The 24,073-nt window shown below is 43.4% G+C and carries 23 protein-coding genes; 9 read left to right on the plus strand and 14 right to left on the minus strand.

Annotated elements, in window-relative coordinates; genetic code table 11:
• Window positions 1-8: 8 nt before the first annotated feature.
• A complete protein-coding gene (gene tpiA / locus WH214_RS01365; protein ID WP_339421800.1) occupies window positions 9-800 on the minus strand; it encodes a triose-phosphate isomerase in 792 nt (263 codons plus the stop codon).
• A gap of 279 nt (window positions 801-1,079) precedes the next feature.
• Between tpiA and pilB the strand changes: the two genes are divergently transcribed.
• From pilB to coaE, 4 genes are read left to right on the plus strand one after another with little or no spacing between them, the layout of a single operon-like run.
• On the plus strand, window positions 1,080-2,792 hold the full coding sequence (pilB, locus tag WH214_RS01370) for a type IV-A pilus assembly ATPase PilB (RefSeq protein WP_234965190.1): 1,713 nt from the start codon (window positions 1,080-1,082) through the stop codon (window positions 2,790-2,792).
• Between the two features lie 30 nt (window positions 2,793-2,822).
• On the plus strand, window positions 2,823-4,049 hold the full coding sequence (locus WH214_RS01375; RefSeq protein WP_339992723.1) for a type II secretion system F family protein: 1,227 nt from the start codon (window positions 2,823-2,825) through the stop codon (window positions 4,047-4,049).
• Window positions 4,049-4,909 carry a prepilin peptidase gene (locus WH214_RS01380; RefSeq protein WP_339421801.1) on the plus strand — a complete coding sequence of 287 codons (861 nt, stop codon included), beginning with the start codon at window positions 4,049-4,051 and terminating at the stop codon, window positions 4,907-4,909. The genes WH214_RS01375 and WH214_RS01380 overlap by 1 nt, the downstream gene beginning before the upstream one ends.
• 6 nt (window positions 4,910-4,915) lie before the next feature.
• Entirely contained in the window at window positions 4,916-5,515 is a 600-nt protein-coding gene (gene coaE / locus WH214_RS01385; protein WP_259234669.1) for a dephospho-CoA kinase, read from the plus strand.
• A 13-nt stretch (window positions 5,516-5,528) separates the two neighbouring features.
• Here the strand turns inward: coaE and WH214_RS01390 are convergent, their stop codons facing one another.
• From WH214_RS01390 to ppnP, 3 genes are all read right to left on the minus strand, one after another.
• The gene (locus WH214_RS01390; RefSeq protein WP_339421802.1) at window positions 5,529-6,446 is read right to left on the minus strand and encodes a DMT family transporter; all 918 of its coding nucleotides are present in this window, start codon (window positions 6,444-6,446) and stop codon (window positions 5,529-5,531) included.
• 32 nt (window positions 6,447-6,478) lie between these two features.
• Window positions 6,479-7,228: a 23S rRNA (guanosine(2251)-2'-O)-methyltransferase RlmB gene (gene rlmB / locus WH214_RS01395; RefSeq protein ID WP_004978746.1), complete on the minus strand. Its 750-nt coding sequence runs from the start codon at window positions 7,226-7,228 to the stop codon at window positions 6,479-6,481.
• 142 nt (window positions 7,229-7,370) lie between these two features.
• Window positions 7,371-7,694 (minus strand): pyrimidine/purine nucleoside phosphorylase, encoded by a 324-nt coding sequence (gene ppnP, locus WH214_RS01400; protein ID WP_004692718.1) that lies wholly within the window; start codon window positions 7,692-7,694, stop codon window positions 7,371-7,373.
• 392 nt (window positions 7,695-8,086) lie between these two features.
• Between ppnP and recN the strand changes: the two genes are divergently transcribed.
• The 3 genes from recN (at window position 8,087) to ruvX (ending at window position 10,851) form a co-directional block, all read left to right on the plus strand.
• Window positions 8,087-9,748 carry a DNA repair protein RecN gene (gene recN, locus WH214_RS01405; RefSeq protein ID WP_339421803.1) on the plus strand — a complete coding sequence of 554 codons (1,662 nt, stop codon included), beginning with the start codon at window positions 8,087-8,089 and terminating at the stop codon, window positions 9,746-9,748.
• Between the two features lie 112 nt (window positions 9,749-9,860).
• Window positions 9,861-10,415 (plus strand): YqgE/AlgH family protein, encoded by a 555-nt coding sequence (locus WH214_RS01410; RefSeq protein WP_004692720.1) that lies wholly within the window; start codon window positions 9,861-9,863, stop codon window positions 10,413-10,415.
• Entirely contained in the window at window positions 10,408-10,851 is a 444-nt protein-coding gene (ruvX, locus tag WH214_RS01415) for a Holliday junction resolvase RuvX (RefSeq protein WP_004978741.1), read from the plus strand. The genes WH214_RS01410 and ruvX overlap by 8 nt, the downstream gene beginning before the upstream one ends.
• A gap of 124 nt (window positions 10,852-10,975) precedes the next feature.
• Here the strand turns inward: ruvX and WH214_RS01420 are convergent, their stop codons facing one another.
• Genes WH214_RS01420 through WH214_RS01430 form a run of 3 tightly spaced genes read right to left on the minus strand, consistent with a single transcriptional unit; the run spans window position 10,976 to window position 14,309 of the window.
• Window positions 10,976-11,983: an HlyD family secretion protein gene (locus tag WH214_RS01420; RefSeq protein ID WP_339421804.1), complete on the minus strand. Its 1,008-nt coding sequence runs from the start codon at window positions 11,981-11,983 to the stop codon at window positions 10,976-10,978.
• A 35-nt stretch (window positions 11,984-12,018) separates the two neighbouring features.
• Window positions 12,019-12,225, minus strand: a complete 207-nt coding sequence (locus WH214_RS01425; RefSeq protein WP_004692723.1) for a DUF1656 domain-containing protein — start codon at window positions 12,223-12,225, stop codon at window positions 12,019-12,021.
• Between the two features lie 2 nt (window positions 12,226-12,227).
• Entirely contained in the window at window positions 12,228-14,309 is a 2,082-nt protein-coding gene (locus WH214_RS01430) for an FUSC family protein (protein ID WP_339422956.1), read from the minus strand.
• 448 nt (window positions 14,310-14,757) lie between these two features.
• On the opposite strand from WH214_RS01430, the gene WH214_RS01435 reads away from it, so the two are divergent.
• Entirely contained in the window at window positions 14,758-15,528 is a 771-nt protein-coding gene (locus WH214_RS01435; RefSeq protein ID WP_004692725.1) for an IclR family transcriptional regulator, read from the plus strand.
• A gap of 6 nt (window positions 15,529-15,534) precedes the next feature.
• Here the strand turns inward: WH214_RS01435 and WH214_RS01440 are convergent, their stop codons facing one another.
• Window positions 15,535-16,167 (minus strand): alpha-ketoglutarate-dependent dioxygenase AlkB family protein, encoded by a 633-nt coding sequence (locus WH214_RS01440; protein ID WP_339421805.1) that lies wholly within the window; start codon window positions 16,165-16,167, stop codon window positions 15,535-15,537.
• A gap of 128 nt (window positions 16,168-16,295) precedes the next feature.
• Between WH214_RS01440 and WH214_RS01445 the strand changes: the two genes are divergently transcribed.
• Window positions 16,296-18,098: an ABC transporter ATP-binding protein gene (locus WH214_RS01445; protein WP_339421806.1), complete on the plus strand. Its 1,803-nt coding sequence runs from the start codon at window positions 16,296-16,298 to the stop codon at window positions 18,096-18,098.
• Between the two features lie 53 nt (window positions 18,099-18,151).
• Here WH214_RS01445 and pgsA read toward each other — a convergent pair whose 3' ends face one another.
• From pgsA to lpxO, 6 genes are all read right to left on the minus strand, one after another.
• Entirely contained in the window at window positions 18,152-18,739 is a 588-nt protein-coding gene (gene pgsA / locus WH214_RS01450; RefSeq protein WP_004692729.1) for a CDP-diacylglycerol--glycerol-3-phosphate 3-phosphatidyltransferase, read from the minus strand.
• A 106-nt stretch (window positions 18,740-18,845) separates the two neighbouring features.
• Window positions 18,846-19,640 carry a thioesterase family protein gene (locus WH214_RS01455; RefSeq protein WP_339421807.1) on the minus strand — a complete coding sequence of 265 codons (795 nt, stop codon included), beginning with the start codon at window positions 19,638-19,640 and terminating at the stop codon, window positions 18,846-18,848.
• Between the two features lie 113 nt (window positions 19,641-19,753).
• A complete protein-coding gene (gene uvrC / locus WH214_RS01460; protein WP_339421808.1) occupies window positions 19,754-21,553 on the minus strand; it encodes an excinuclease ABC subunit UvrC in 1,800 nt (599 codons plus the stop codon).
• A 159-nt stretch (window positions 21,554-21,712) separates the two neighbouring features.
• Entirely contained in the window at window positions 21,713-22,057 is a 345-nt protein-coding gene (locus WH214_RS01465; protein ID WP_078425760.1) for a DUF2185 domain-containing protein, read from the minus strand.
• A gap of 156 nt (window positions 22,058-22,213) precedes the next feature.
• A complete protein-coding gene (locus WH214_RS01470; protein ID WP_087011168.1) occupies window positions 22,214-22,621 on the minus strand; it encodes a PH domain-containing protein in 408 nt (135 codons plus the stop codon).
• 217 nt (window positions 22,622-22,838) lie between these two features.
• Window positions 22,839-23,753 carry a lipid A hydroxylase LpxO gene (lpxO, locus tag WH214_RS01475; RefSeq protein WP_339421809.1) on the minus strand — a complete coding sequence of 305 codons (915 nt, stop codon included), beginning with the start codon at window positions 23,751-23,753 and terminating at the stop codon, window positions 22,839-22,841.
• Window positions 23,754-24,073: the final 320 nt, after the last annotated feature.

Here is a 24,073-nt window from a genome sequence, read left to right on the forward strand (position 1 = left end):
ACTCCTAATTATTTTGTATTTGCAAATGCTTCGACAATTTTATAAAACGACGTTGCATTTAAAGATGCCCCACCGACGAGTGCACCATTGATATCTGGACAGGCCGCTAACTCTACTGCATTTTCAGCTTTTACACTACCACCATATAAAATGGCCATGTTCGCGCCATGACTGGTAATTTGCGTGAGGCCTTCACGGATTTTAGCATGCATGGTTTGCGCATCTTCTGGTGAAGCAGTTTTTCCTGTACCAATGGCCCAAATTGGCTCGTAGGCAATCACAATATGAGGCCACTGCTCTGCCGTTACCACACTGGCCAAGTCGCAAATTTGTTGTAAAACGACTACTTCTGCCTGACCAGATTCGCGCTGTTCTAGGCTTTCACCGACACAGTAAATGACTTTTAAACCCGCATTTAAGGCATTTTGAGCTTTCGCATTTAAAATTGCTGCGCTTTCAGCAAAATATTCACGACGTTCTGAATGACCAATTAAAACATATTCAATTTGACTATCTTTGAGCAGCTCTGCACTCACCTCACCCGTATATGCACCCATGTTACCAAAACGCGATACATCCTGCGCTACAGTAAAAACTGAACGTGCAGCATTCGCCAATTCAGCCTGCATTGAAGTCAAAGCTAGCGTCACAGGCGCAAGTCCAATATTACATTTTTCTTCTGCTATTTCATTCTCTTGCAAGAGCTGTTTAAATTCTTGAAGTAATTGCTTGGCATCTGCCTGCATTGGGTTCATCTTCCAATTGCCGACAACCCATGGCTTAATCGTCGAACCCGACATACAGCACCCTATTCAAAACAGTTCATTAAAACGGCCTCATTCTACACGGTATTTATTTTTCAAAGATAGTTTTCTTCTAGAATTTCTTCGGCAATCAAAATAATACGAATGAAAATAAAGACATCTTTTTGTAAAAAAATCGCCTGCTATCACGACCAGTTCATGCTTTTAATCGATATTAAGGTGGTGACAACACTTTCAGATATGGTATTTTTGTGCAACAAAAGTATAATTTTACGATACCAATTATAAACAATTGAGAAGTTAAGGATCTGGGGAATGTCAGTATCAAATGGTTTGCCTAAGTTCACAGGCTTCATTCGACGCTTAGTCGAAGACGGACGCGTGACTGCTGAAAATATGCAGCAGGCAATGCTCTCTGCAAAAAAGGCTCAGCAAGACATCGTTCCTTATCTAATTGAAAATTATAAACTCTCCCCACAAATGATCGCTGAGACGATTTCTTTGGAGTTTGGAGAGCCTGTTTTTGACTTAAGTGTCTATGATTCGGTACAAATTCTACGAGATCTGGTCGAAGACAAACTCATCACCAAGCATCGTGTGTTGCCGATTTACCGTCGTGGCAATATACTCTATATAGCCACCAGCAATCCAACCAACATGGATGCAATGGACGCGATTCGTTTCAATTCTAAAATGAACATTGAAGCGATTATTGTTGAACATCCTCAGCTTGAAAAACTAATCGAACAAAATTTCGCGCAAGCCGATAGCTTTGAATTTTCTGATGAAGATATTGATTTAGACTTAGAGCAAGACCATCAGAACTCCAATGACGAAGAAGATGACTCGCCTCAAGGGGATGAAGCTCCGATCGTCAAATACATCAATAAATTACTGATCGATGCGATTCGTATGGGCGCATCAGACTTGCACTTTGAACCTTATGAAAAATCTTACCGTGTCCGTTATCGAGTAGATGGGGTTCTGCGTCATATTGCCAGTCCTCCACTACAACTGGCGACTCGTCTTGCCTCACGTTTAAAAGTTATGTCACAAATGGACATCTCTGAAAAGCGCGTCCCGCAAGATGGCCGAATTAAATTAAAGCTGTCGAAAAGCAAAGCCATCGACTTCCGTGTCAACTCACTTCCAACCTTGTTTGGCGAAAAGCTGGTTCTACGTATTCTCGATCCATCCAGTGCTATGCTGGGGATTGATGCTTTAGGTTATGAACCAAATCAAAAAGACCTGTTTATGCAGGCTTTAGACAAACCGCAAGGCATGTTGTTAATTACTGGCCCGACAGGTTCAGGTAAAACGGTATCGCTGTATACAGGTTTGAATATTCTAAATAAAGAAGACACCAATATCTCAACTGCGGAAGACCCTGTTGAAATTAACTTAGAAGGCATTAATCAGGTCAATGTGAACAATAAAGTCGGCCTCACCTTCTCTGCTGCGCTGAAGTCCTTCTTACGTCAGGATCCTGATATTGTAATGGTGGGTGAGATTCGTGACCTTGAAACGGCTGAAATCGCGATTAAAGCCGCGCAAACAGGTCACATGGTCATGTCGACACTCCACACCAATAGTGCACCTGAAACCCTGACCCGCTTACGCAATATGGGGGTTCCATCTTTTAACATTGCGACATCGGTCAATTTGGTAATTGCACAACGCTTAGCGCGCCGTTTATGTAGTCAATGCAAAGCCGCTGTCGATATTCCTGAACAGAGCTTGCTCGAAATGGGCTTTACCTCCACAGATATCAAAGATCCAGACTTCAAAGTTTATCAACCTGTGGGGTGTGCTGAGTGCCGTGAAGGTTATAAAGGACGTGTTGGTATTTATGAAGTCATGAAAGTCACGCCAGAAATTTCAAAAATTATTATGGAAGATGGCAATGCCTTACAGATTGCTGAAGCATCTGCAAAATTAGGATTTAACAATTTACGTCGTTCAGGTTTACTCAAGGTTATGCAGGGGGTCACTTCCTTACAAGAAGTGAATCGTGTAACCAGCGAATAGTTAAAATATTGAAAGAATAAGGATAAATGCATGGCTGTCAAAAAAGCACAGATGATGCCAACCTTCAATTATGAAGGGATTGATCGTAAAGGGGCAAAAATTAAAGGGGAATTGCCTGCACGTAATCTCGCCCTCGCCAAAGTTACTTTGCGCAAACAAGGGATTACCATCAAGAGTATTCGAGAAAAGAAAAAGAATATTCTTGAAGGGAAAATCAAAAAAAACGTCACGACACTGGACATCACAATTTTCACCCGACAGCTCGCAACCATGATGAAAGCGGGTGTACCGCTGGTTCAAGGTTTTGAAATTGTGGCTGAAGGCCTAGAAAACCCATCTATGCGTGAAGTTGTCCTCGGCATTAAAGGTGAAGTTGAAGGCGGTAATACCTTTGCTGGAGCACTCAAAAAATATCCGCAATATTTCGACAACTTATTCTGTTCATTGGTTGAATCAGGCGAACAATCAGGTGCGCTTGAGACCATGCTGGATCGTGTAGCGGTCTATAAAGAAAAAAGTGAATTACTGAAACAAAAAATTAAAAAAGCCATGAAATACCCAGCAACCGTCGTTGTGGTTGCGGTGATCGTGACTATTATTTTGATGGTCAAAGTTGTCCCAGTGTTCCAAGATTTATTCAGCTCCTTTGGTGCAGACTTACCTGCATTCACCCAAATGGTGGTAAATATGTCTGAATGGATGCAGAAATACTGGTTCATTTTGATTATTGTCGTTGGTGTTGTGATTACAGCTTTACTCGAAACCAAAAAGCGTAGTAAAAAGTTTCGTGACATGTTGGATAAAGCTGCACTGAAAGCCCCGATTTTTGGTGATTTAGTCTATAAAGCAATTATCGCGCGCTATAGCCGCACCCTCTCTACAACTTTTGCGGCAGGTGTACCCTTAATTGATGCCCTCGAATCTACCGCGGGTGCAACCAATAACGTAGTCTATGAAGAAGCTGTGATGAAGATCCGTGAAGATGTCGCAACAGGGCAACAACTTCAATTCGCGATGCGTGCCACCAATAAATTTCCATCAATGGCAGTACAAATGGTAGCGATTGGTGAAGAATCTGGTGCTCTCGATGCCATGCTGGATAAAGTTGCAACTCACTATGAAAACGAAGTCGATAATGCGGTAGATGGATTAACGGCAATGATGGAGCCTCTCATCATGGCAGTCTTGGGTGTACTTGTAGGTGGCCTAGTAATTGCCATGTATCTACCAATCTTCCAAATGGGTTCTGTGGTTTAATGCAAGAAATAATTTCCTATCTGATCAATACTCCAATGGCGCTGTATTTCGCCGTTGGAGTTTTTAGTTTGTGCATTGGTAGTTTCCTGAATGTAGTGATCTATCGCACTCCAAAAATGATGGAACAAGAATGGAGCACCGACTGCCAACTTCTGCTTCATCCTGAACAGCCTATTATTGATGAAACGAAACTCTCGTTGAGCAAGCCTGCCTCGACCTGCCCCAAATGTAAAAGTGCCATACGCTGGTATCAAAATGTCCCTGTGATTAGTTGGTTACTGCTACGAGGAAAGTGTGGCACTTGCCATAACCCGATCAGTATTCGCTACCCTGCGATTGAACTCCTGACCGCCATTTGTGCATTGGTCGTGGTTGCAGTATTTGGTCCAACAGTCCAAATGCTGTTCGGTCTCGTACTCACTTACATTTTAATCGCCTTAACTTTTATTGATTTTGACACTCAACTTTTACCTGATCGCTATACCCTCACCCTTGCAGGTCTAGGCTTAGGGGTCAATAGTTATGCGATTTACACCACACCAACGATGGCTATTTGGGGCTATATCATTGGCTTTTTATGCTTATGGATTGTTTACTATCTGTTTAAGCTCATCACAGGCAAGGAAGGTATGGGTTATGGCGACTTTAAGTTACTTGCTGCTTTAGGCGCATGGATGGGCCCTTTGCTGCTGCCGCTGATTGTGCTACTGTCCTCTTTCGTAGGTGCCATTATCGGCATCATTCTGCTCAAAGTGCGTAAAGAAAATCAGCCTTTTGCTTTTGGCCCATATATTGCCATCGCAGGATGGATTGCCTTTTTGTGGGGTGAGCAAATTATGAAAATATATTTAGGCAATTAAAATAATATGTCATTTATTTTAGGTCTGACAGGCGGGATTGGCAGTGGAAAATCTGCCGCAAGCCACTGGTTTGAACAACAAGGCATTCAAGTGGTTGATGCTGACGTGGTGGCTAGAGAGATTGTTGCTGTAGGTCAGCCTGCACTTCAGCAAATTCGAAGCAGCTTCGGCGAGTGGGCCTTAATGGACAATGGCGAACTGAATCGACGCGCTTTACGTGAACACATTTTTCAGGACCCGTCTGCCCGTAAGCAATTGGAAAAGATCACCCACCCTGCAATTCGTCAGTCCATCAAGCAACAATTACAAGCTGCAACCAGCCCTTATGCGATTTTGGTTTCACCGCTACTTTTTGAAACCAATCAGCATGAACTGACGCAACATACGCTTCTGATCGATGCTTCAATTGATATCCAGATTCTCCGCGCTTCACAGCGCGACCATCAAACCATTGAGCAAATTCAAACCATCATTAAAACGCAAATGTCCCGTGAACAAAAACAAGCATTAGCCGATGATATCGTGGTAAATGATGGACACCTAGAACACTTATACGCACAACTCAGACCGTTGCATTTAAAATATCTAGCCCATTCAGAAGTCTAAAAAATGCAGTCGACTATGACTGCTTTTTTTGTTGTTCAAGTTGGGCTTTCAGACTGTCCTGCCGTATCCAACGCCACGGTTGTAAGGCCCCGATCCCCATTCCCACAAGACCACATAAAATCGCAACACTCAAAGGCTCATTGAGCAAAGGAACCGCAATAATCGCAGCAATAAAAGGCGCCAACGTCACAATACTGCCTGTTTTAAATGCCCCCAAACGCTTAATGGCTTCCACATAAGTGAGGGTCGCCACGATGACCACAAACACGCCATGAAATACCACCTGAGCAATCAATTGCACAGGTTGCACATGCGCTAGGGTTTTGGGGAGGAATAAAACATAAATTGGCACAAAAACAATCGCAGCCCAAATCGCAACACCTGCCATCGAGTGCCATGCCGACAGCTTCCATTGTCTCAATAAAACGGTAAATGTTCCCCAAAGCACGGCACTGAGGAAAAACAAGCCATCACCTAAACTAAAGGCGATACCTGTTTCTTGATACATCAGCCCACTCATAGCCGCCAGTGCCAGCAACATAATACTAAGGCTGAGCCAAGTATGCCGATCAAATGGTTGTCGAAATAAAAGATAAGCTGCGACAGCCGTGCAAAGCGGAATACAGCCATTGAGAAAGATTGCAGCATGTGCCGCAGGCACATAATGAAAAGCGCTATAAGCGGTGATGCAGTAGCACACCCCTCCAATCATCGCCAAAATAAAAGGCTCTTTCTTCCACAAAAAGGCGGTATCTTTTTTATAGATCAATATTGGCATTAAGATGCAAAACGCCAAGAGAAAACGTAAGGCGGTAATATCCCACGCACCAATGCCCCAATTGGCACTGAGCCGCGCCGTTAAGGTAAATCCCCCCCAAATACACATGGTGATGGCAATAAAGACATAGCCTTGTTTTTGAGGGGTCATCATTGGGCTTACATTGAATCAGGAATTAAAAAAACTTAGACATTACGTTGACGGCATGCTTCATACAAAGCCATACCCGTTGCTACACTGACATTCAAACTTTGTAGATTGCCCGCCATCGGAATATAAACCGTTTGATCGCATTGAGACTGGGTAATTGGACGCAGACCAGTGTCTTCAGCGCCCATCACCACACATACAGCCGTTCCAGTAAAATCGAACTCTTGTAGCGGCAAGGCTTTTTCATCCAACATGGTACCGACCACACGCACATTAAACTCATCTTTAATTTGCGCTAAAGTCCGAGCCAAATTGGTCACTTGGATAAATTTGACTTTTTCCGCACCACCTGCCGCAACTTTGCGCGCGGTCGGGGTCAAACTTGCAGAACGATCACGAGGCACAATCACGGCCTCAACGCCCATTGCAGCCGCGGTACGGATACATGCGCCGAGGTTATGCGGATCGGTGACTTGGTCTAAACCCAGCAATAAACAATTTGGCGATTGTTTCAGTAAGGCTTCTAAATCTTTTTCATTGAAAACTGGATTAGGACGGACCGCAGCCACAACTCCTTGGTGGAACGGCAAGCCAGCCATTTTTTCTAATCGATCACGACCGGTTTGTTGTACGCTAATACCAAACGGTTCAGCCAACTCAAGTACACGCTTTAAACGCTGGTCGTCGCGCCCTTTTAAGGTAAAAAGCGTCAGTACGCGCTCAGGTTCAAGTTCCAACAATGACTCCACCGAATGAACGCCATAGAAATATTCAGGTTTAGCCATGTAGGACCTCTAAAAAGATAAATGACCATCGACACGATGTGCCAAAATAAAAATCCTGTAAAGCTGACTTTACAGGATTGCTGTGCAACGGATAGTTTAACCGATTTCGCTCGAAATTACTTGGCGAGTATCAGGTGAAAGCTTAACCTTCTAGATGGCACACGTAGTCCAACACTTCGTCAGTTTCAATTTTAAAACGACTATTGCCAGGCACATAAAAAGACTGACCTGCGCGGAACAATTCGCTCTCTTCGCTGTCAGCAATTTGTACACGACATTCTCCTGAAATAATTTCCATACGCTCTGCTACATGTGTTTCAAACGTCAAAGCTTGCTCTGTCGGAAGAATAACCCCTAACGTTTTTTTGGTGCCATCTTCAAATTGCACAGTATGACTGATGCATAAACCGCCAAAATAAACATTGGATTTTTTAATGACAGAGACATGGTCGAACTGAGTTGACATGCGTACACTCCAGATAATGCGCATTTATATTCGTATTGATTCGCTAGTTTAAAGATGTGCGATTAACTAATCAATCGATGTTTTATTCTCCTCAATCAATATTTTGTTAAAGTCCGACCATCGTACAATTGCCTCACTGTCTAGCTTATTTTGGCGTGTTTTTTGCCGATGCGATCCGCTCGCTGAGTCGTGCTCTTTCTGTATACACCGCATACCCACTTGTTTGTGCTGTGTTTGCTATAACAGTCGGATTTAAAAAAATCTGCTAGGTCGACTTTCAGATTCACGCTAAAATAAGCCGACTTTGCACAAAACGAATAGCGTTGCCGTCTTGTCGGCTGAATAAAACTTCACTATCTTAAACTAAAACTTTTCGCAGCTCGGATGCGTTTATGCTGACACATTTAACTTTAATTAATTTTGCTTTAGCCGATCACTTAGCACTTGATATCGATCAAGGTTTTAATGTCCTGACTGGGGAAACAGGTGCAGGCAAATCATTATTGCTAGATGCCCTGTCCGCCTGTCTGGGAGAACGTACCGATACCAACTATGTCCGTTTCGGTTCAGATAAAGCCGATGTCACGGCTATTTTCAGCTATCAAGAGCACAGTCCTGAAGCCTTATGGTTAAAGGCACATGAGTTAGATGATGAGTCAGGAGAAATTCATCTAAGACGGGTTATTTTTGCCACTGGCCGTAGCAAAGCATGGATTAATGGTCGTCCGAGCAGCTTAGCTGAATTGAAAGAAATCGGGCGTTTGCTGGTACAGCTGTATAGTCAACACAGTCAACAACAGCTATTAGAGCCGCCTTATCCAAGACGCTGGTTAGACCTCTATCATAACTTCTACCCAGAAGCGCAAGCTGTGCGTGAAGCCTATAGCACATGGCAAAAAGACATTCGTCAGCACCAAGCAGCATTGGATGCTCAAGCCACGCGTAAACAGCGTATGGATACTTTGAGTTTACAATTAGAAGAACTCGAAGATGTGGTACAAATCGACTATAAAGAGATTGAACAAGAGTTCGACCGCTTGTCACATCATGAAAACATCATGCAGGACTGTAGCTATGCTGTTACGGCCTTAGATGATGCTGAACAAAATATTAATCAAGAAATTTCCAGTATTATTCGCCGCTTAGAGTCACATGCAGGACGTAGTGAACAGTTGGCCGAGATTCATACTTCTTTGCTGAATGCACAAAGTGAGCTTGACGATGCCACGGCCAATCTCCGTCAGTTTATTGACCGTCAAAGCTATGACCCAGAACGCATGGAAGAGTTAAACACCCAACTTGAGATGTTCCACCGTTTTGCCCGTAAGTACCGCACGCAGCCAGAACACTTAAAACAAGAGCATGAACAATGGCAATCTGAACTGGCACAGCTCCATTTATTAGAAGATCCAGAAACACTAGCTGAGCAAGTTGAAGTCTCGCATCAGGACCTGTTAAATAAAGCCCAGTACCTTGACCAAATTCGTCGCGATGCAGCCGCACCATTGGCAAAACATTTAACCGAACAGGTCAAACAATTGGCTCTGCCTGAAGCGCACTTTGAGTTTAAGTTTGAACCAATGGAGCAGGTTTCTAGTGAAGGCCTAAGTTTTATCCAATTACTGTTCACCGCCAATAAAGGCATTCCACCGCAACCATTAGCCAAAGTTGCCTCAGGGGGAGAGTTGTCACGTATCGCGTTGGTGATGCAAGTGATGAATGCTGAAAAAACCGAAGCTGAAGTTTTAGTCTTCGATGAAATTGACGTCGGCATTAGTGGTGGCACAGCCGAAATTGTCGGTCGTCTCTTGGCCGACTTGGGTTCGCATGTGCAAATTCTGTGTATTACCCACCAAGCTCAAGTTGCTGCACAGTCTGACCAGCACTTGTTGGTGAAAAAACGTCAGACCGACCCTGCCAGCAGTACCATTTTAAACTTAGAAGAAGATGAGCGTATCGATGAGCTCGCACGCATGACAGGTGGCGTTGAAATCAATGACACCACGCTGCAACATGCCAAGCAATTACGTCAGTTGAAGTTTCAATCTGCCTAATTTATGTAGACTGGATCACAAAAAAAGATTTGGAGAAAGTGCATTAGTCTAGTAACGTGGTAGATAACAACATTTGACTAGAAGCATTTTAATTTCAAGGAGAAGCCTTTAGGTGAGCAAACAATATCTGACGCATCGATGTCTCATTGCCCCACCCGATATGGCAGATGAAGTCTTTGCCCATACCGTGATTTATTTGGCCCGACACGATGAGGAAGGTGCTCAAGGCATCATCATCAACCGCCCTTCAGGACTTTCAGTCAAAGAACTGCTCAATGATCTTGAAATTGAAGCCGATCACGTACGACCACACGATGTTCTCCAAGGCGGGCCTTTGCGTCCAGAAGCTGGCTTTGTCTTACATACGGGCCAGCCGACATGGCACTCTTCGATTGCTGTGGGCGAAAATATCTGTATCACCACGTCTAAAGATATTTTAGATGCGATTGCGCATAATGAAGGTGTGGGTCGCTATCAAATTGCTTTGGGCTATACCAGTTGGACCAAAAACCAATTGGAAGATGAGCTGTCTCGTGGTGATTGGCTAGTCTGCGATGCTGATATGGATTTGATTTTTAATATTCCTTATGACGACCGTTGGGACGCAGCCTATAAAAAGCTCGGGCTGGACCGAACCTGGTTGTCTTCTGAGATTGGACATGCCTGATTTAAACACACCTCAAATGATTATGGCATTTGATTTTGGTACACAAAAAATGGGCATGGCAGTCGGTCAAGCACTGATTGAAAGTGCAACACCTTTGGCTTTGTTTCCAATGAAAGATGGCATCCCCAATTGGGATGAACTGCATAAAATTATTAAACAATATCAACCCAATGTATTTTTAGTCGGTCTACCACTCAATATGGATGATAGCGAGTCCGAATTATCTGCTCGAGCACGTAAGTTCGCACGTCGTTTACGCCATCAAACCAATATTGAAACATGGATGGTGGATGAACGCTTAAGTACTCGTGCAGCCCGTGATGAGCTGAGCCATTACCATGCGCAAGGCCGAGGCAAAAAAGTTTCTGCTGATAGTCTTGCCGCAACATTATTTATTGAAAGTTGGTATCGCAATCCTGAAGGTCTGACACCTTAAGTAAGCCTTTCTTAAAACAGATGACATGGTTTTTATGACTGGAGTCGGATCTCAACACATCAAATAGCGTTCAAAAAAAAGCATCCTCATTGGATGCTTTTTTTTGAAATGAACAGAGGTCAATTTAGTGCTGTGACTGGGTAATATGTACTGTCACGGTTCGCCCCGCGACAAATGCCAATTCATTTTTCGGAATATCATCCAGTGCAATTTTCACAGGAACGCGCTGCGCTAAACGCACCCAACTAAAGGTTGGGTTCACATTGGCCAATAAACCTGTACTTGTAGTTCGTTCACGATCTTCAATGCCTGAAGCAATCCCCTGCACATGTCCTTTTAAGATGTTTGAGTCCCCCATCAACTGTACAGTCGCGGGCGCACCCAAATATATTTTATTTAACTTGGTTTCTTCAAAATAACCGACCACATAAAGCTGTGAGCGATCTAATAATGCTGCTACCGCTTGCCCTACTTTGACATAATTCCCTGCTTTCATCTCAAAATTAGACAGTGTGCCATCGGCGGGTGCCACGACTTCGGAACGGTTCAAGTTTAATTCAGCCAAATGTAAATTACTGGTGGCTACGTCGATTAATGCCTGTTGCTGCGCAATATTGGCTTTGGCCTGCTGAATCGCCGCTTGCATTTGTTCATGTTCGGCATGCGATTGATCTCGTACAGCAAACATCTGATCTTGTTCTTGCTTTGAAATAGCACCATCCATCAAATTGGCATAGCGTTGTGCATTTTTATCGGCCAAGTGACTATTGGCTTGTGATTTGGTCAAATTGGCCTTGCTTTGAAACAGCTCCGCTTCGGCGGCGGCCAAACTGGCTTTGGCTTTAGCCAAGTCTGATTTGGCTTGTTCCACATCAAGTGCCTGACGTGCCACATCAATTTTAAACAGCACCTGCCCTTGTTTGACGCTTTGATTATCGTGCACTAAAACTTCAGTGACTAAGCCTGAAACATCGGAAGACACTTGAATCACATCACCACGAACCCGCCCATCACGTGTCCACGGTTCAGCATTATAATAATGCCAAAGATGCACGAGCACCGCGATCGCAATACCCGCAATCAGTACTAAAGTGATGGGACGGCTCAGTTTACGCCAATCAAAGGATGCCATTTCTTTTACCTCATTCATTTCAATCAGATGTGCGCTTAGGCAAAGCTCACGATAAAACCCCAATGGACTACGCCAAGCACAGTAATGTAGAGACATAAATAAAAAATACTGGGTAAAAAAATCCAGCCTTTGTCGACCCAAGGATCGGTCACCCGCATGAGTAACCGTAATACGATGTAGGCCAATACCGCCTGAATGACCAAAACTGGCACATACACACCATAGATATTAAGTTCACCCATCGTTATGCTCCCAGCAAACAGACTTGAGACATTTCATCCCATGTCGCATGACAGAGACTGCTTTGAATATTATTCAGTGAAACTTGCAAACGCCGAGCAATGCTTAGGTCTTGCAGCTGTATAAGCTCGGCCTGAATGATCTGAATTTTGTCCAAAATGTGTTGTCTGACCTGTAGGTCGCTATGGTCTAATTCTTTAGCGTGAAAATAAGCATCCATTTGGCTTTGTAGTTCTTGTAGATGCAGCGTGATAGAGGCCTGCATAGGCATTTTTTCAATCAGTTCTTGCACCCGAGTTAAATCAATCACCGCACTGGATTCAATCAGAGCCAAATTGATTTTTTGCTTCAAGCGATCGGACTGTACCAACTTGGTATTCAGTACGCCTATCCGATCCAACATACTGCGCAAATGCACTCTAAATTCCACCCCATAAGGCAAGTAAAGCGCTTGTCGTATCGCTTTATAATGTAAAGACAGGATTCGCTTGGCGGTAATGTCCGGCGACATCGCACGCACCAAGTGAATCACATAGACAGAAATGATGGGACCAAGCACCGTCCCAATCGATGCATCAAAAAACATCACTTGGTCAAGGTGATAACGGTTTTGCAGGTTTAGGCCCATGACCACACCCATTATCAAAGGTAGTGCTAAACCCGTGAGTGGTGGATGTAAAAACAGCATCAGACAGTACATACAAAAAGGAGCCAACACCACAGCCAACATCCAAAAAGCGCTGATGTGCGGAAAGATGCCATAAGCATAAATAAAGACAATAATCGCCGCATACACACTGGCACGGATAAAGATTTTTAAGGCAGGAACAGGATTGTCCATACTGGTCAGAATACAGGCGCAAATAGCGGCCATCTCTGCCATCATAAAACCCGCTTTCCAACCACTGATAATCCAAAAACCAGTCGCCACAAGCACCACAATAAAAGCCGAAATGCCACCACGCACGGCTACGCCATGATCTCGATGTAAATTGGGATAGTTTGTACTAATTGGGGTCACGATTGCGGGTAAGCTGTCATCCCCCTGTTGGATACGCTGCCAAATCAATTTAATGGCACGTATATTTTGGGTGAAATGACGCACATCCATTTTTAAACTGGCCAACATGACTTGCTGCTGTGGCAAGGCACTATCAAACACGGCTTGAAAACTCGACTCAAACTGCTCAGGTAGCTGATTTAAGTCCTGCTCTAAAATGACCTGATCACTTTGTAAAAATTTTACAATCTGTGCGTGCACCTTTTCTAAAGCTGGACGGTAGCGTGAGTCAATGTGATCTAACTTCTGAATTCGCTCGGCCATGGCCACCAAGTTTGTCACCAACATACTGAGTTGATGCAGCATTTCTTGGAGCGGTTTGGTCATGCCCTGCAAGGTCGATTTTTCATAGCTCAAGTGCACGGCCATCACATGAATATCGGCAATATCCCGCGTGATATGACTAAGCGTAGTGCTGTAATTAATGGCCTTGACATCATCTGTCAGAATCTGATCAAAAACCGCTCGGGTATCTTGAAAAGTCTGTGAAACACGGGTTTTGACTACGGGACCAATATGCATGGGAAACAGTACCGCATTCACCACTGCACTACACAGTACTCCCACCGTGATTTCAATACAGCGACCAATCGCCATATCAAACATGGAAGTGGTTTCAATGTTATAGACAATGTTGTAGCAAATAATGACCGTGGTATAACCCGCCAACATAAAAATATAGCTACGCGGCGTCCGATCCAACAATGAAAAATATAGACAAAACCCGACCCATGTGGCTAAAAATAATGTGAACAATTCAGGAGTGTTGATCAGGTTTGGCGTGACTGCAATCGAAACAATCGCCCCTAACAACGTTCCCAACACCCGATAAAGACTTTTTGAGGAGGTCATACCCGCATATGGGTTTGCGATGACGAAGACCGTTCCAATCGCCCAAATGGGATAAGCCAAATCTAATGAAAATGCGACATAAAGTGAAAGCATGCCTGCCAAAAAGGTTTTCGTCGCAAAAATCCAGTCCAATTTATTTGGACGGAATGCGAGTAACTGTTTGGTGAGGAACATAAATTCATCTCTAAATGCGCTGAATGACAACATTTAAACAACTCTTCCACACAGCATTGCTCAGACCAACAGCATCACTTCGTCCTCACCTCATGCGAAGACGGATGAAAAAATAATTCAAATAAATGAAGTCTTTTGCAGACATGGTCAAAGACAGCGCCATGTTGAAAGGAAAGAAAATAGCTCAATAAATAACAAAAGCATTATTCATTAAAAGACATTTATAATGATAATTTTTCCAAAAATATGGATTTTTGTCAATTAAAATATCTTAATATGATAATTAACACATTTTTAAGATCATATTTCACCCTTTTTATTGCGTTACAAATGCTGATAAAAGTCCATGAAAGCCATGCGCTCAGAACGAAAGCCATGTCGAGTCTAGGGTTTTTGTTATATAGTAACTGTCGTTCAAATGGCATTTATTTTGACTAAGTAGGTTCTTATGGCACTTTCAAGTTTCGGTAAAATTCTCACTGTCTTAGACCTCTTTTCTGTGTCACGCCCGATTATCAATGTCGATATCATCAGTGCCGAACTGGGACTATCACAGCCCACCAGTTATCGTTATTTAAAGGAATTGGTATCCGCAGGACTTTTACAGCGCTTAAGTGGAACCAGTGGTGACTATACTTTAGGCTCTCAAATTGCTGTGTTGGACTATATCTCTCGAACCACAGACCCACTCTTACAAATCAGCATTCCTTTTATGCAAGACATCGTTGAGCGAACGGAGTTTTGCTGTATCCTCACCCAGCTCAACGCAGAGCACTGTATTGACCTATATGGTGAAGTCTTTAAAGACCTTGAGTTATTTTCTTATGGGCGCGGTTGCCCACGTCCCGTGTATTTGGGTTCATCGCCTAAAGTGGTGATTTCACAGCTCAGCAAAGCTAAAATTATTGAATATTATCAAAAATTTTCGGCTCAGCTGGCCGAGGTCAATTTTGCCGCGAGCCAAGATGAATTCTTACAGAAAATGAAAGCCATTAAGAAACAGGGCTATTATTTTTCCAATGGCGAGTTTGACCCCAACCTTGCCAGTCTGTCTGTACCTGTCAAATTTTCACCCAAAGATACACCGTTGGCACTGACCTTATTGGCTTCGAAAAACCGGTTTGAATTTGTCGATCTGAAAAAAATGGTCGAAATATTAAGACATAGCGCCTTACAGATCGAACAGAAATGCCATCTATTGCATAATATTGAGGCTTAATTTTCCTTAGCGTTGAAGCGCTGGATAGAAATAGCGAAAGGTTAAATTCAGACGCGGCTCAGTGATTTTGCTGGATTTCATCAAAGCATGTTTCCAGTAGCGCTGGGTCTGTCCACGCATCACGATCAATTGCCCGCTGTGCAACATCAGCTCGACTTTCTCTGGTTTAAACTTGTGCTTAAAGCAAAACTTACGGGTTGCACCAAAACTGAGTGAGGCAATCACCACATTTTCTTGCTGCGGCGAACGTAGTGAAGGCTCATCATCACTATGCCAGCCCACGGCTTGGCTGCCATTTTCATATAAATTGGCTAGGCATGAGTTAAATGGATGTCCCACCAGTTGCTCAATATGTTGTTTTAAACGAAACAAAGCGGGATGCCATAACAGTGCTTGCTTGGCGCTCCCCGAATAGTGATATTGGTACTCAGTATCGCCATACCACACCACTTTTCGTTCTGTGACATAACGTTTGCCATACAGTACGACCTCGTCAGGTTGCCATGCCAAATGTGCTAAAAAATAATCCAAATATTTCGCACTTTGCTTCGCAGTTAAAATCAAGCCCAAGTCCTGCACCTGCCCATCGAATGGGAGCAAGTTTGCTTGCGGTTCAGGACTAAACAGATCTAAGGTCATGACTTTTCCTCCTCTGCAAACAGTTTAACTGAATTCAGAACGACACAAATCAAAACAAAGTCACAGCTTGTCGCCTAGCCTCCTTATGCATACACTCATGTGAACTTTCACAATAAAAAGAAGCATGTATGAACCTTTGGCAGTTGTTTCAAAAGCTTCGCCCCTTTGTTCGTCCCTATCGAATATTGGTGATTGCGACCTTGATCCTGACGCTGATTGGTTCCTTCACCGCGCAGGTCAATGCTCTAACTTTGCAATACGCTGTCGACAGTATCAACCGTCTGGTCGAACAAGGCCAAGGACTGACCGAAGGCCTCCATATTTTGATCACCATTACTGTGATTTTACTCAGTAAAGAAATCATCAGTGCCTTGGTGCAGTTTGGTCAAAAGTTTTATGGGGAAAAGCTCCGCATTCTGGTATCGCAAGACTTGGCGCAAAGCATTATCGAAAAATTTCTCAGCTACCGTTTGGCTTTTTTTAATGCCGATCAAAACCAAGCAGGTAAGCTACAAACGCGAATTGACCGTGGCATTGGTTCACTCACCCGTCTGGTACAAATCTTTTTTATCGATATTTTGCCACTTTTTAGCAGTGCCATTGTGGCACTGGGGCTGATGTACTATGCCAACTTCTACGTCGGTTTGGTGGCGACCAGTATTATCCCAATTTACTTTTGGCTGACCTTCCAACAAGCTAAAAAACTGGGCGGATGGCGGCGCAACCTGCGTGATGGCCGTGAAAAAAAGAGCCAAGGCATTCTCAGTATTATCCAGTCGATTAGCGTGATTAAGTCCTTTAACCGAGAGTCCATTGAGTCGACCAAACAACTTAAATTGCAAAAAGTACTGACCGATAACCAAATGCAAACACGACAACTCAGTTTCTTATTTGATGGCTTAAAGACCTTTATTGAACAAATCGGGATTGTGCTGATCATCATCCTCACGGCGTACTTTGTACTCGATGGACAGATGAGTATCGGTATGATCATGTTTCATATTTTGCTGTTTAATAATGTCTCTGCGCCAATTCGTTCATTACACCGTATTTATGATGAAGTGAATGATGCAATGATTTACGCGGAAAGCTTTTTTAAAATTTTAGAAGCCGATGATGAAATCGAGCAAAGTGGTGCGCTCAAACCCGTCATTCAGGGAAAATTCAGCCTAAAGAATGTCGATTTTTTCTACCCCAATGGTCATCACGCATTAAAAAAAATCAACATGGAAATTCGACCCAACAAAATTACAGCGTTGGTGGGCTTATCTGGTGCAGGCAAATCCACTTTAATTAGCCTATTAGATAAATTTTATCAGCCCGAAGCAGGAAAAATTGAACTCGATGGAATTGATTTACAAGACATCGACACCGCCTATTTACGCGATCACATTGGCCTCGTCTTACAGAAAAATCATATTTTTCAAGGCAGTATTTTAGACAATATTCGCTATGGAAAAATCAATACCAGTGATGACGAAGTCTATGCTGCCGCAGAAAAAGCCTCTATTCATGAACAAATTTTGCAGCTACCCTCAGCTTACCAATCCGATGCACTGATGCTTTCAGGTGGGCAGCAACAACGTATTTCACTGGCACGCATGTTCCTCAAAAACCCACCGATTATTTTTCTCGATGAACCAACTGCCAGCCTCGATGCGATTGCTAGCGAGCAAATTAAACAGAGCCTCGATGAGATCAAACAAGGGCGAACGGTGATTATTATTTCGCATAGTTTGTCACAAATTATCGATGCCGATTATACCTATGTCATGAAGGAAGGCTGTATTGCAGAACATGGGGAACATGAAGCGCTGTACCGTCAGGATGGTATCTATAAAGAAATTTTCGATGCCATGGCCAAGAGCCTCAATATTGAAAAAATTGCCAAGACTTTTGAAGATGATACTGAGGAAGAAACGCATAGCTAATGAATCTCAGGTACAAAAAAAGCTCCCGCAGGAGCTTCTTAAAAATCTAACAATCAAGGCTGTTTTAAATACGGCCAAGCTGCTTTGAGGTAAATAAACATCGACCACAAAGTCAAAATTACTGCGGTATACAACAATGCATAAGCCAACATTTCAAGCGGCTGCCAATTCAGTAAGAACACGGTAATCGCAATCATTTGAAAAGCTGTTTTATATTTCCCGACCGTAGACACGGCTACATTGGTACGTGCACCTAATTCTGCCATCCATTCACGCAGTGCTGATACGGTAATTTCACGGGAAATAATCACAATCGCCGCAAATGCCATCGAAATTTCAGGTTTCCACTGTACCAACACGATCAGTGCCGCTGCCACCATCAATTTATCCGCAACAGGGTCTAAGAAACGCCCAAATGCAGAGGTCTGATTTAAAGTACGCGCCAAATAACCATCGAACCAATCTGTCACCGCTGCAACGACAAAAATAGACGTCAACAAAATATGACGAGACATACTTACCGCTTGTTCAGCGATACCCATTACAGGGGGCCAATAGGCCACCAACAAAAAGACCGGAATTAAGGCAATACGCGCCAAGGTCAAGATATTAGGAATATTCAGGATGCGACCTGTAGTCATAAACACCGCCAGTTGTTTCCCTCATGTACGATGAAAATGCACACTTTTTTGAGGTTTAATCCATCGTTAATAGCGCCCACTTTATACGAATTGACCTAAGGTGTCACTAGGCAAACACGGTAACTGTTTGACGTGAAATTGCAATTAAACGATTCTGATCATCCCACAAATAGGCTGCTTCGGTGGAATATCCATCCGCAGCATATTGCGTTTCAACATGGTATTTCATCCAATCGTGTAACTGATTTTTCAACGGATGCACGTAGGTCAAATGCCATGTTAGCGAACTGGCGGGTGCCATACTTTTAAACATCGGTAGCACCCCTGGTGGCCAAATATCCATCGACACCATGAGGTCGGCTACGGTCATGTCTCGATTTTCATGTAAGTCTGGATTAAAGCGATACCAGCCAGAAAAGTCAGGCTTTGGGCTGGCTGTACATGGATACTGCCCTGTCACCCAAACCATATCCAGCTGCTTAAAGCACTCAGGCGCAAGCGGATGATGCGGTACTGCTGTGAAACCATCAACCGATGGAAACGCTGGCGCTACAGGTTCTTGATGCACATGGATACTTGATTCACGCTGTGTCCCGAAGCTTGCCACTAAAATGCTTTGAACTGCATCATCTTGCCATAAACGTACTTCCAAGGTCGTAACCGACTTACCTTGACGTAGAATCTCGCTGGTTAAACGAACTTTGGCCTGTTGTACTGGGCCAACAAAAGTCACGCTACAACTGAGTAAATGCTTCGTGTCATCGGCAAGAGTCAACAATGCTTTTTGCATCATTAAACCTGCGACTAGTCCCCCATAAATCGTGCGTCCTTGTAACCAGCCTGTAGGAATATCAATCCATTCTTGTTCTTCTAAAGCTTGATAACTGTGTTGAAGCGACATGTGGCATCCTTGTTTTAAATTCCGTCTATATCTTTACAACACAATTCAACCAATGTGAATGATCAATGACCCATGCGTCAATGAGCACTTTTGCCATCGCAGTAGATGCGGTTCTATTCATGCAAGACTTTATAAATAGTACGGGCCATCACTTCGCCCAAACCGGGGACTACGGTTAAGTCTTTCTCGGAAGCCTTTAACACACCTTGAATCCCGCCAAAGTGCGTCAACAAATCGCGGCGGCGTTTCGGTCCCAAACCTGGAATTACTTCCAAAATCGATGAACCCCGTTTTTTATCACGTTTGGCTCGGTGCTTGGTTATCGCAAAGCGATGCGCCTCATCACGCACCTGTTGAATCAAATGCAATGCTTTATGATCTTCAGGCAACTGAATTTTAGTTCCATCGGTAAAGTGTAGGGTTTCAAGGCCCGGTTTACGCCCCTCGCCTTTTGACACCCCGACCATAAAGGCCTCTAAACCCAGCTCTTGCATGACGTCCATCGCCATATGCAACTGTCCTTTACCACCATCAATCAGTAATAAATCAGGCAGCATGGCTTTTTTATAACGACGGGTCAGCGCTTGACGCATTGCGGCATAGTCATCACCAGCGGTAATGTCTTGAATTGAAAACTGACGATAATCGCGCTTACGAATGCCGCCACTGTCGAATACCACACAGGAAGCCACGGTTTCTTCACCCATGGTATGTGAAATGTCAAAACATTCGATCCGATCAATCGGACGCCCCACCACTTGTTCAAGTTGATGGAAACGCTCATTCAGTTCGAAGTGATTGGCCAATTGCCCTTTGATCGCATGCTGCACATTCATCTGTGCCAACTCTAACCATTCTGCACGTGTTTCACGCACGCTATGTTTAATCTGTACTTTCTTATCAAACTGTTGTTGTAACGCTTGTTCCAGTTCTTTTCGATCGGACAATTCGACATTTACAATCAACTCACAGGGTACTTCATCCGCCACTTGGAAATAAAAGTTCGCTATGAAGTCGGCTAGCATTTGCCCCAAATCATCTCCGAGCATATCTGGGAAGTAACTTTTACCTCCGAGCATTTTCCCGTTACGCACATGCATAATCTGCACACAGGTCACTCCTGCCTGATAGGCAATCGCTAAAATATCGGCCTCACCTTTGAGCTTATAAATGGCTTGTTGAGACTGGACATCCCGTAGCAGCGCCATACGATCACGATAAAACACCGCTTTTTCAAATTCTAAGGCTTCGGCCGCTTGCTCCATTTTCGCAATCAGTTCTTGATTCAGCTCTTTGGTGTCCCCTTGTAAAAAACGAATCGAGTTATCGACATCATTTTTATACTCTTCAGGGCTAATGAGTCCCACACATGGCGCTGAACAACGTTTGATTTGATACTGCAAACAAGGACGCTTACGCTGTGAAAAATAGCTATTTTCACACTGACGAACATTAAACAGCTTTTGCAAAACCAACAAAGTATCCCGTGCATTATAAGCACTCGGATACGGCCCAAAGAACTTCCCAACTTGGTGTTTGCCTTTGCCTCGACCCGATGCAATCCGTGGATAAGGTTTGTCGGCAGAGACAAAGATATACACATAGGATTTATCGTCCCTGAGCATGATGTTATACGGTGGACGGTGCAGCTTAATCAGGTTTTGTTCAAGCAGCAGCGCTTCAGTTTCGGAACGAACAACTAAGGTTTCGATGTCATAAATACGCGCCACCAAAGCTTGGGTCTTCGGGTGCCCAATAGTTTTGACAAAATAACTAGAAACACGATTTTTTAAATTTTTCGCTTTGCCCACATACAGCAGTTCACCGTCTTTGCCGAGCATGCGATAAACGCCCGGCAGTGTGGTCATATTGGCTAAAATTTTTTCGATATGTTCTCGTGCGTTTTCGTTCACAGGGTTCCCTAATTTTCTCGGCTCGCCGTCAACTGTTCTGCTTAGGCTTAGCCTTTGATCTGTCTTTTAGATTGGGCAGGTCTGACGCATTTCAAGCACATGAAAGTGCATTTCAAAACCAGTCTGCTGGCAAAAGACATTGATGCTGAGGTTGAAGACTTACTCCAGATCCATCGCTTCAAAATCGATCCGTTCAAACACACCTTGTTCATTGCGGGCAAAGTGACTTCCCGCAGGCGCATTTAAGTGAGCAATGATGTCCGCATCATAATTGGCAATCACATTGACCTCATAAAAACCTAAATTTTCAGGGTCTTCAATATAGTCATCTCCTTCTTCACCCGATAAAAACACCCAACCACTTTCATCGCTAGATTGTGCTTCTTCACGGTACATGTAGGCCACTTTTAGGCCTTGCACCGTAATCATATCTGATGCAATACAACTTCCCATATGCGGTACTAAAGTTTGAATTTGTGTCGGACTCAATTGATACGACTTCATAAGCATATCCTTCAACGGCAAGTAGACGTTTTGCAAGTGGAGGTTTGTAGGGGTAAACAGGACTCAAGCTTATTTTACTTTAGTCCTCACGGCATATTTGAACAAGGCTTTCACTCGCTTAGGCCCGTAAAGCATGCAACGTGCCTAAGGCTGTATTTATGACAATTTTAACGCAGCTTTAAACGCGACTTTGTCTTTCGGTGACACCAAAATGGTTTTGGTTTGGCCCTGTTTCAAGTACTCAATCTTTAGACGATCCAAAGACAAAGCAGGTGAACTGATGGAATTATCTGTTTCAGAAACCGACTGTATCGCGCTTAAGGGAATGACCCACTTAAAACAGAGACTGCGAATTGTCAGTTGCTCCTGATCGACCACATAGCGAGTACTCCACAGCGGCCACCACAGCAAAACAATAGTCAAAGCATAGACCACAACGAACAAAAGATTTTGCATCAAAATGCCTTTGCCATAGGTAGTCAAAATCAATTGGGCCAACAGGCCTGACATCGCAATAATAAACCCCAAAAACCACCAGTCCATCTTCGAACGAAACTTTTGCACCTTGAAACCTCATGCTTTATCTAAGTTATAAGTTGCGATCTTAAAAATGACACAGATACGCGCTCATGTTGTTTTTAGTTTTAACTGCATAAAGCATAAAGCCATGCGTGGTTCGAATCCACTGTAAGCCTTGAAATAAATAGAAAAATCAAAAGGGCAGATAGACTTCCCCTTTTCTGTCCAAATAAAAAACGCCCCTCAGGGCGTTTAAAGTGCTTTAAAACACATAAGGTCGAACAAAGATCAGGAAGAAAATTCCGAGCATCAGGAACCACTTTAAGAAGTAGTACAGTTGACGGTTGGTTTTCTTCAAAGCTTTGGCTTTGATCCGAACTTGATAGACATAACCAAAGACTTTATTCAGCCCACCCGTTTGATCCCCTGCTTCATTTGGAGAGCTGGCAGCGGTCATCACTTTTTTACCAAACCAGTGATTGAAACGTTCCATAAAGCGTGTCTTTAACGGACGCTCGACATCGGCAAAGAAAATAATGCGGTTTTGATCGGTCTTATTCTCTGCATAGTGAATATAAGTTTCATCAAAGACTACACTTTCACCATCACGCCATGAATAGCGCTGACCATCCACATCAATAAAGCAGCGGTCATCATTCGGTGTGATCAGCCCCAAGTGATAACGTAATGAACCCGCATAGGGGTCACGGTGACGAACCAAACGGCTGTCTGGAGCCAGTTCGGTAAACATCGCAGCTTTAATGGTCGGCAAGGTTTTCAGCAACGCCGTCGTTTTTGGACAAAGTTCAGCGGCTGACGGATGCGCAGAGTCATACCATTTCAGATAAAAACGCTTCCAGCCTGTTTTGAAAAAGGAATTAAACCCCAAGTCATCATAACTGCTCGATGCTTTAATTCCGCCTTTTTCATATAAAACTTTTGCTTCATCACGAATCATTTCCCAGTTTTCATCCAACACTTTTAAATCTTGAAAATGCTGAGTGTCTATATAGGGCTGATTCGGCACCTTTGAAAACATGTACATGAGGTAGTTAATCGGTGCAAGAATCGTTGAATGATCGAAAAATTGACGATAAAACGAGTGACGAACCTTCCCACGTTGCTGAATATAAAGTGCAGAAAGAATAAAAATCGCCAGAATGATCCACTTAATCATATGAAAACCTGGAAACCAAAGAAAACGAAATAACAGAAAAAGACCGGTATTCGGTCTAGACTGCGAATTGTAACATAGGCTGCAAAGTACGTCCTATTTCCAGCTTTTCATCACAAGTTTTCATTCTGTTTGGGTTTACCTGCAAGTGCAGCATTGACTAAATTGCCAAAATCGGCGCAAAGGTTGACTTGAAATATAAGGATGCTGTCTAATCATTTTTTGAGCACTCATCCATAAAAAATCTTAAATGAAACAAAAACTTCACTCTATTTAGGCCGCATCATTCAAAAATACATCACGCAAGCACACGAAATAATTGA

Origin of the sequence: Acinetobacter sp. MYb191, from assembly GCF_037572605.1 — a bacterium.
GTDB lineage: Bacteria > Pseudomonadota > Gammaproteobacteria > Pseudomonadales > Moraxellaceae > Acinetobacter > Acinetobacter johnsonii.

Coding starts and splice junctions, on each gene's coding strand:
- tpiA (WP_339421800.1), bottom strand. CDS start 800: ATGTCGGGTTCGACGATTAAGCCATGGGTTGTCGGCAATTGGAAGATG.
- pilB (WP_234965190.1), top strand. CDS start 1,080: ATGTCAGTATCAAATGGTTTGCCTAAGTTCACAGGCTTCATTCGACGC.
- WH214_RS01375 (WP_339992723.1), top strand. CDS start 2,823: ATGGCTGTCAAAAAAGCACAGATGATGCCAACCTTCAATTATGAAGGG.
- WH214_RS01380 (WP_339421801.1), top strand. CDS start 4,049: ATGCAAGAAATAATTTCCTATCTGATCAATACTCCAATGGCGCTGTAT.
- coaE (WP_259234669.1), top strand. CDS start 4,916: ATGTCATTTATTTTAGGTCTGACAGGCGGGATTGGCAGTGGAAAATCT.
- WH214_RS01390 (WP_339421802.1), bottom strand. CDS start 6,446: ATGATGACCCCTCAAAAACAAGGCTATGTCTTTATTGCCATCACCATG.
- rlmB (WP_004978746.1), bottom strand. CDS start 7,228: ATGGCTAAACCTGAATATTTCTATGGCGTTCATTCGGTGGAGTCATTG.
- ppnP (WP_004692718.1), bottom strand. CDS start 7,694: ATGTCAACTCAGTTCGACCATGTCTCTGTCATTAAAAAATCCAATGTT.
- recN (WP_339421803.1), top strand. CDS start 8,087: ATGCTGACACATTTAACTTTAATTAATTTTGCTTTAGCCGATCACTTA.
- ruvX (WP_004978741.1), top strand. CDS start 10,408: ATGCCTGATTTAAACACACCTCAAATGATTATGGCATTTGATTTTGGT.
- WH214_RS01420 (WP_339421804.1), bottom strand. CDS start 11,983: ATGGCATCCTTTGATTGGCGTAAACTGAGCCGTCCCATCACTTTAGTA.
- WH214_RS01425 (WP_004692723.1), bottom strand. CDS start 12,225: ATGGGTGAACTTAATATCTATGGTGTGTATGTGCCAGTTTTGGTCATT.
- WH214_RS01430 (WP_339422956.1), bottom strand. CDS start 14,309: ATGTTCCTCACCAAACAGTTACTCGCATTCCGTCCAAATAAATTGGAC.
- WH214_RS01435 (WP_004692725.1), top strand. CDS start 14,758: ATGGCACTTTCAAGTTTCGGTAAAATTCTCACTGTCTTAGACCTCTTT.
- WH214_RS01440 (WP_339421805.1), bottom strand. CDS start 16,167: ATGACCTTAGATCTGTTTAGTCCTGAACCGCAAGCAAACTTGCTCCCA.
- WH214_RS01445 (WP_339421806.1), top strand. CDS start 16,296: ATGAACCTTTGGCAGTTGTTTCAAAAGCTTCGCCCCTTTGTTCGTCCC.
- pgsA (WP_004692729.1), bottom strand. CDS start 18,739: ATGACTACAGGTCGCATCCTGAATATTCCTAATATCTTGACCTTGGCG.
- WH214_RS01455 (WP_339421807.1), bottom strand. CDS start 19,640: ATGTCGCTTCAACACAGTTATCAAGCTTTAGAAGAACAAGAATGGATT.
- WH214_RS01465 (WP_078425760.1), bottom strand. CDS start 22,057: ATGAAGTCGTATCAATTGAGTCCGACACAAATTCAAACTTTAGTACCG.
- lpxO (WP_339421809.1), bottom strand. CDS start 23,753: ATGATTAAGTGGATCATTCTGGCGATTTTTATTCTTTCTGCACTTTAT.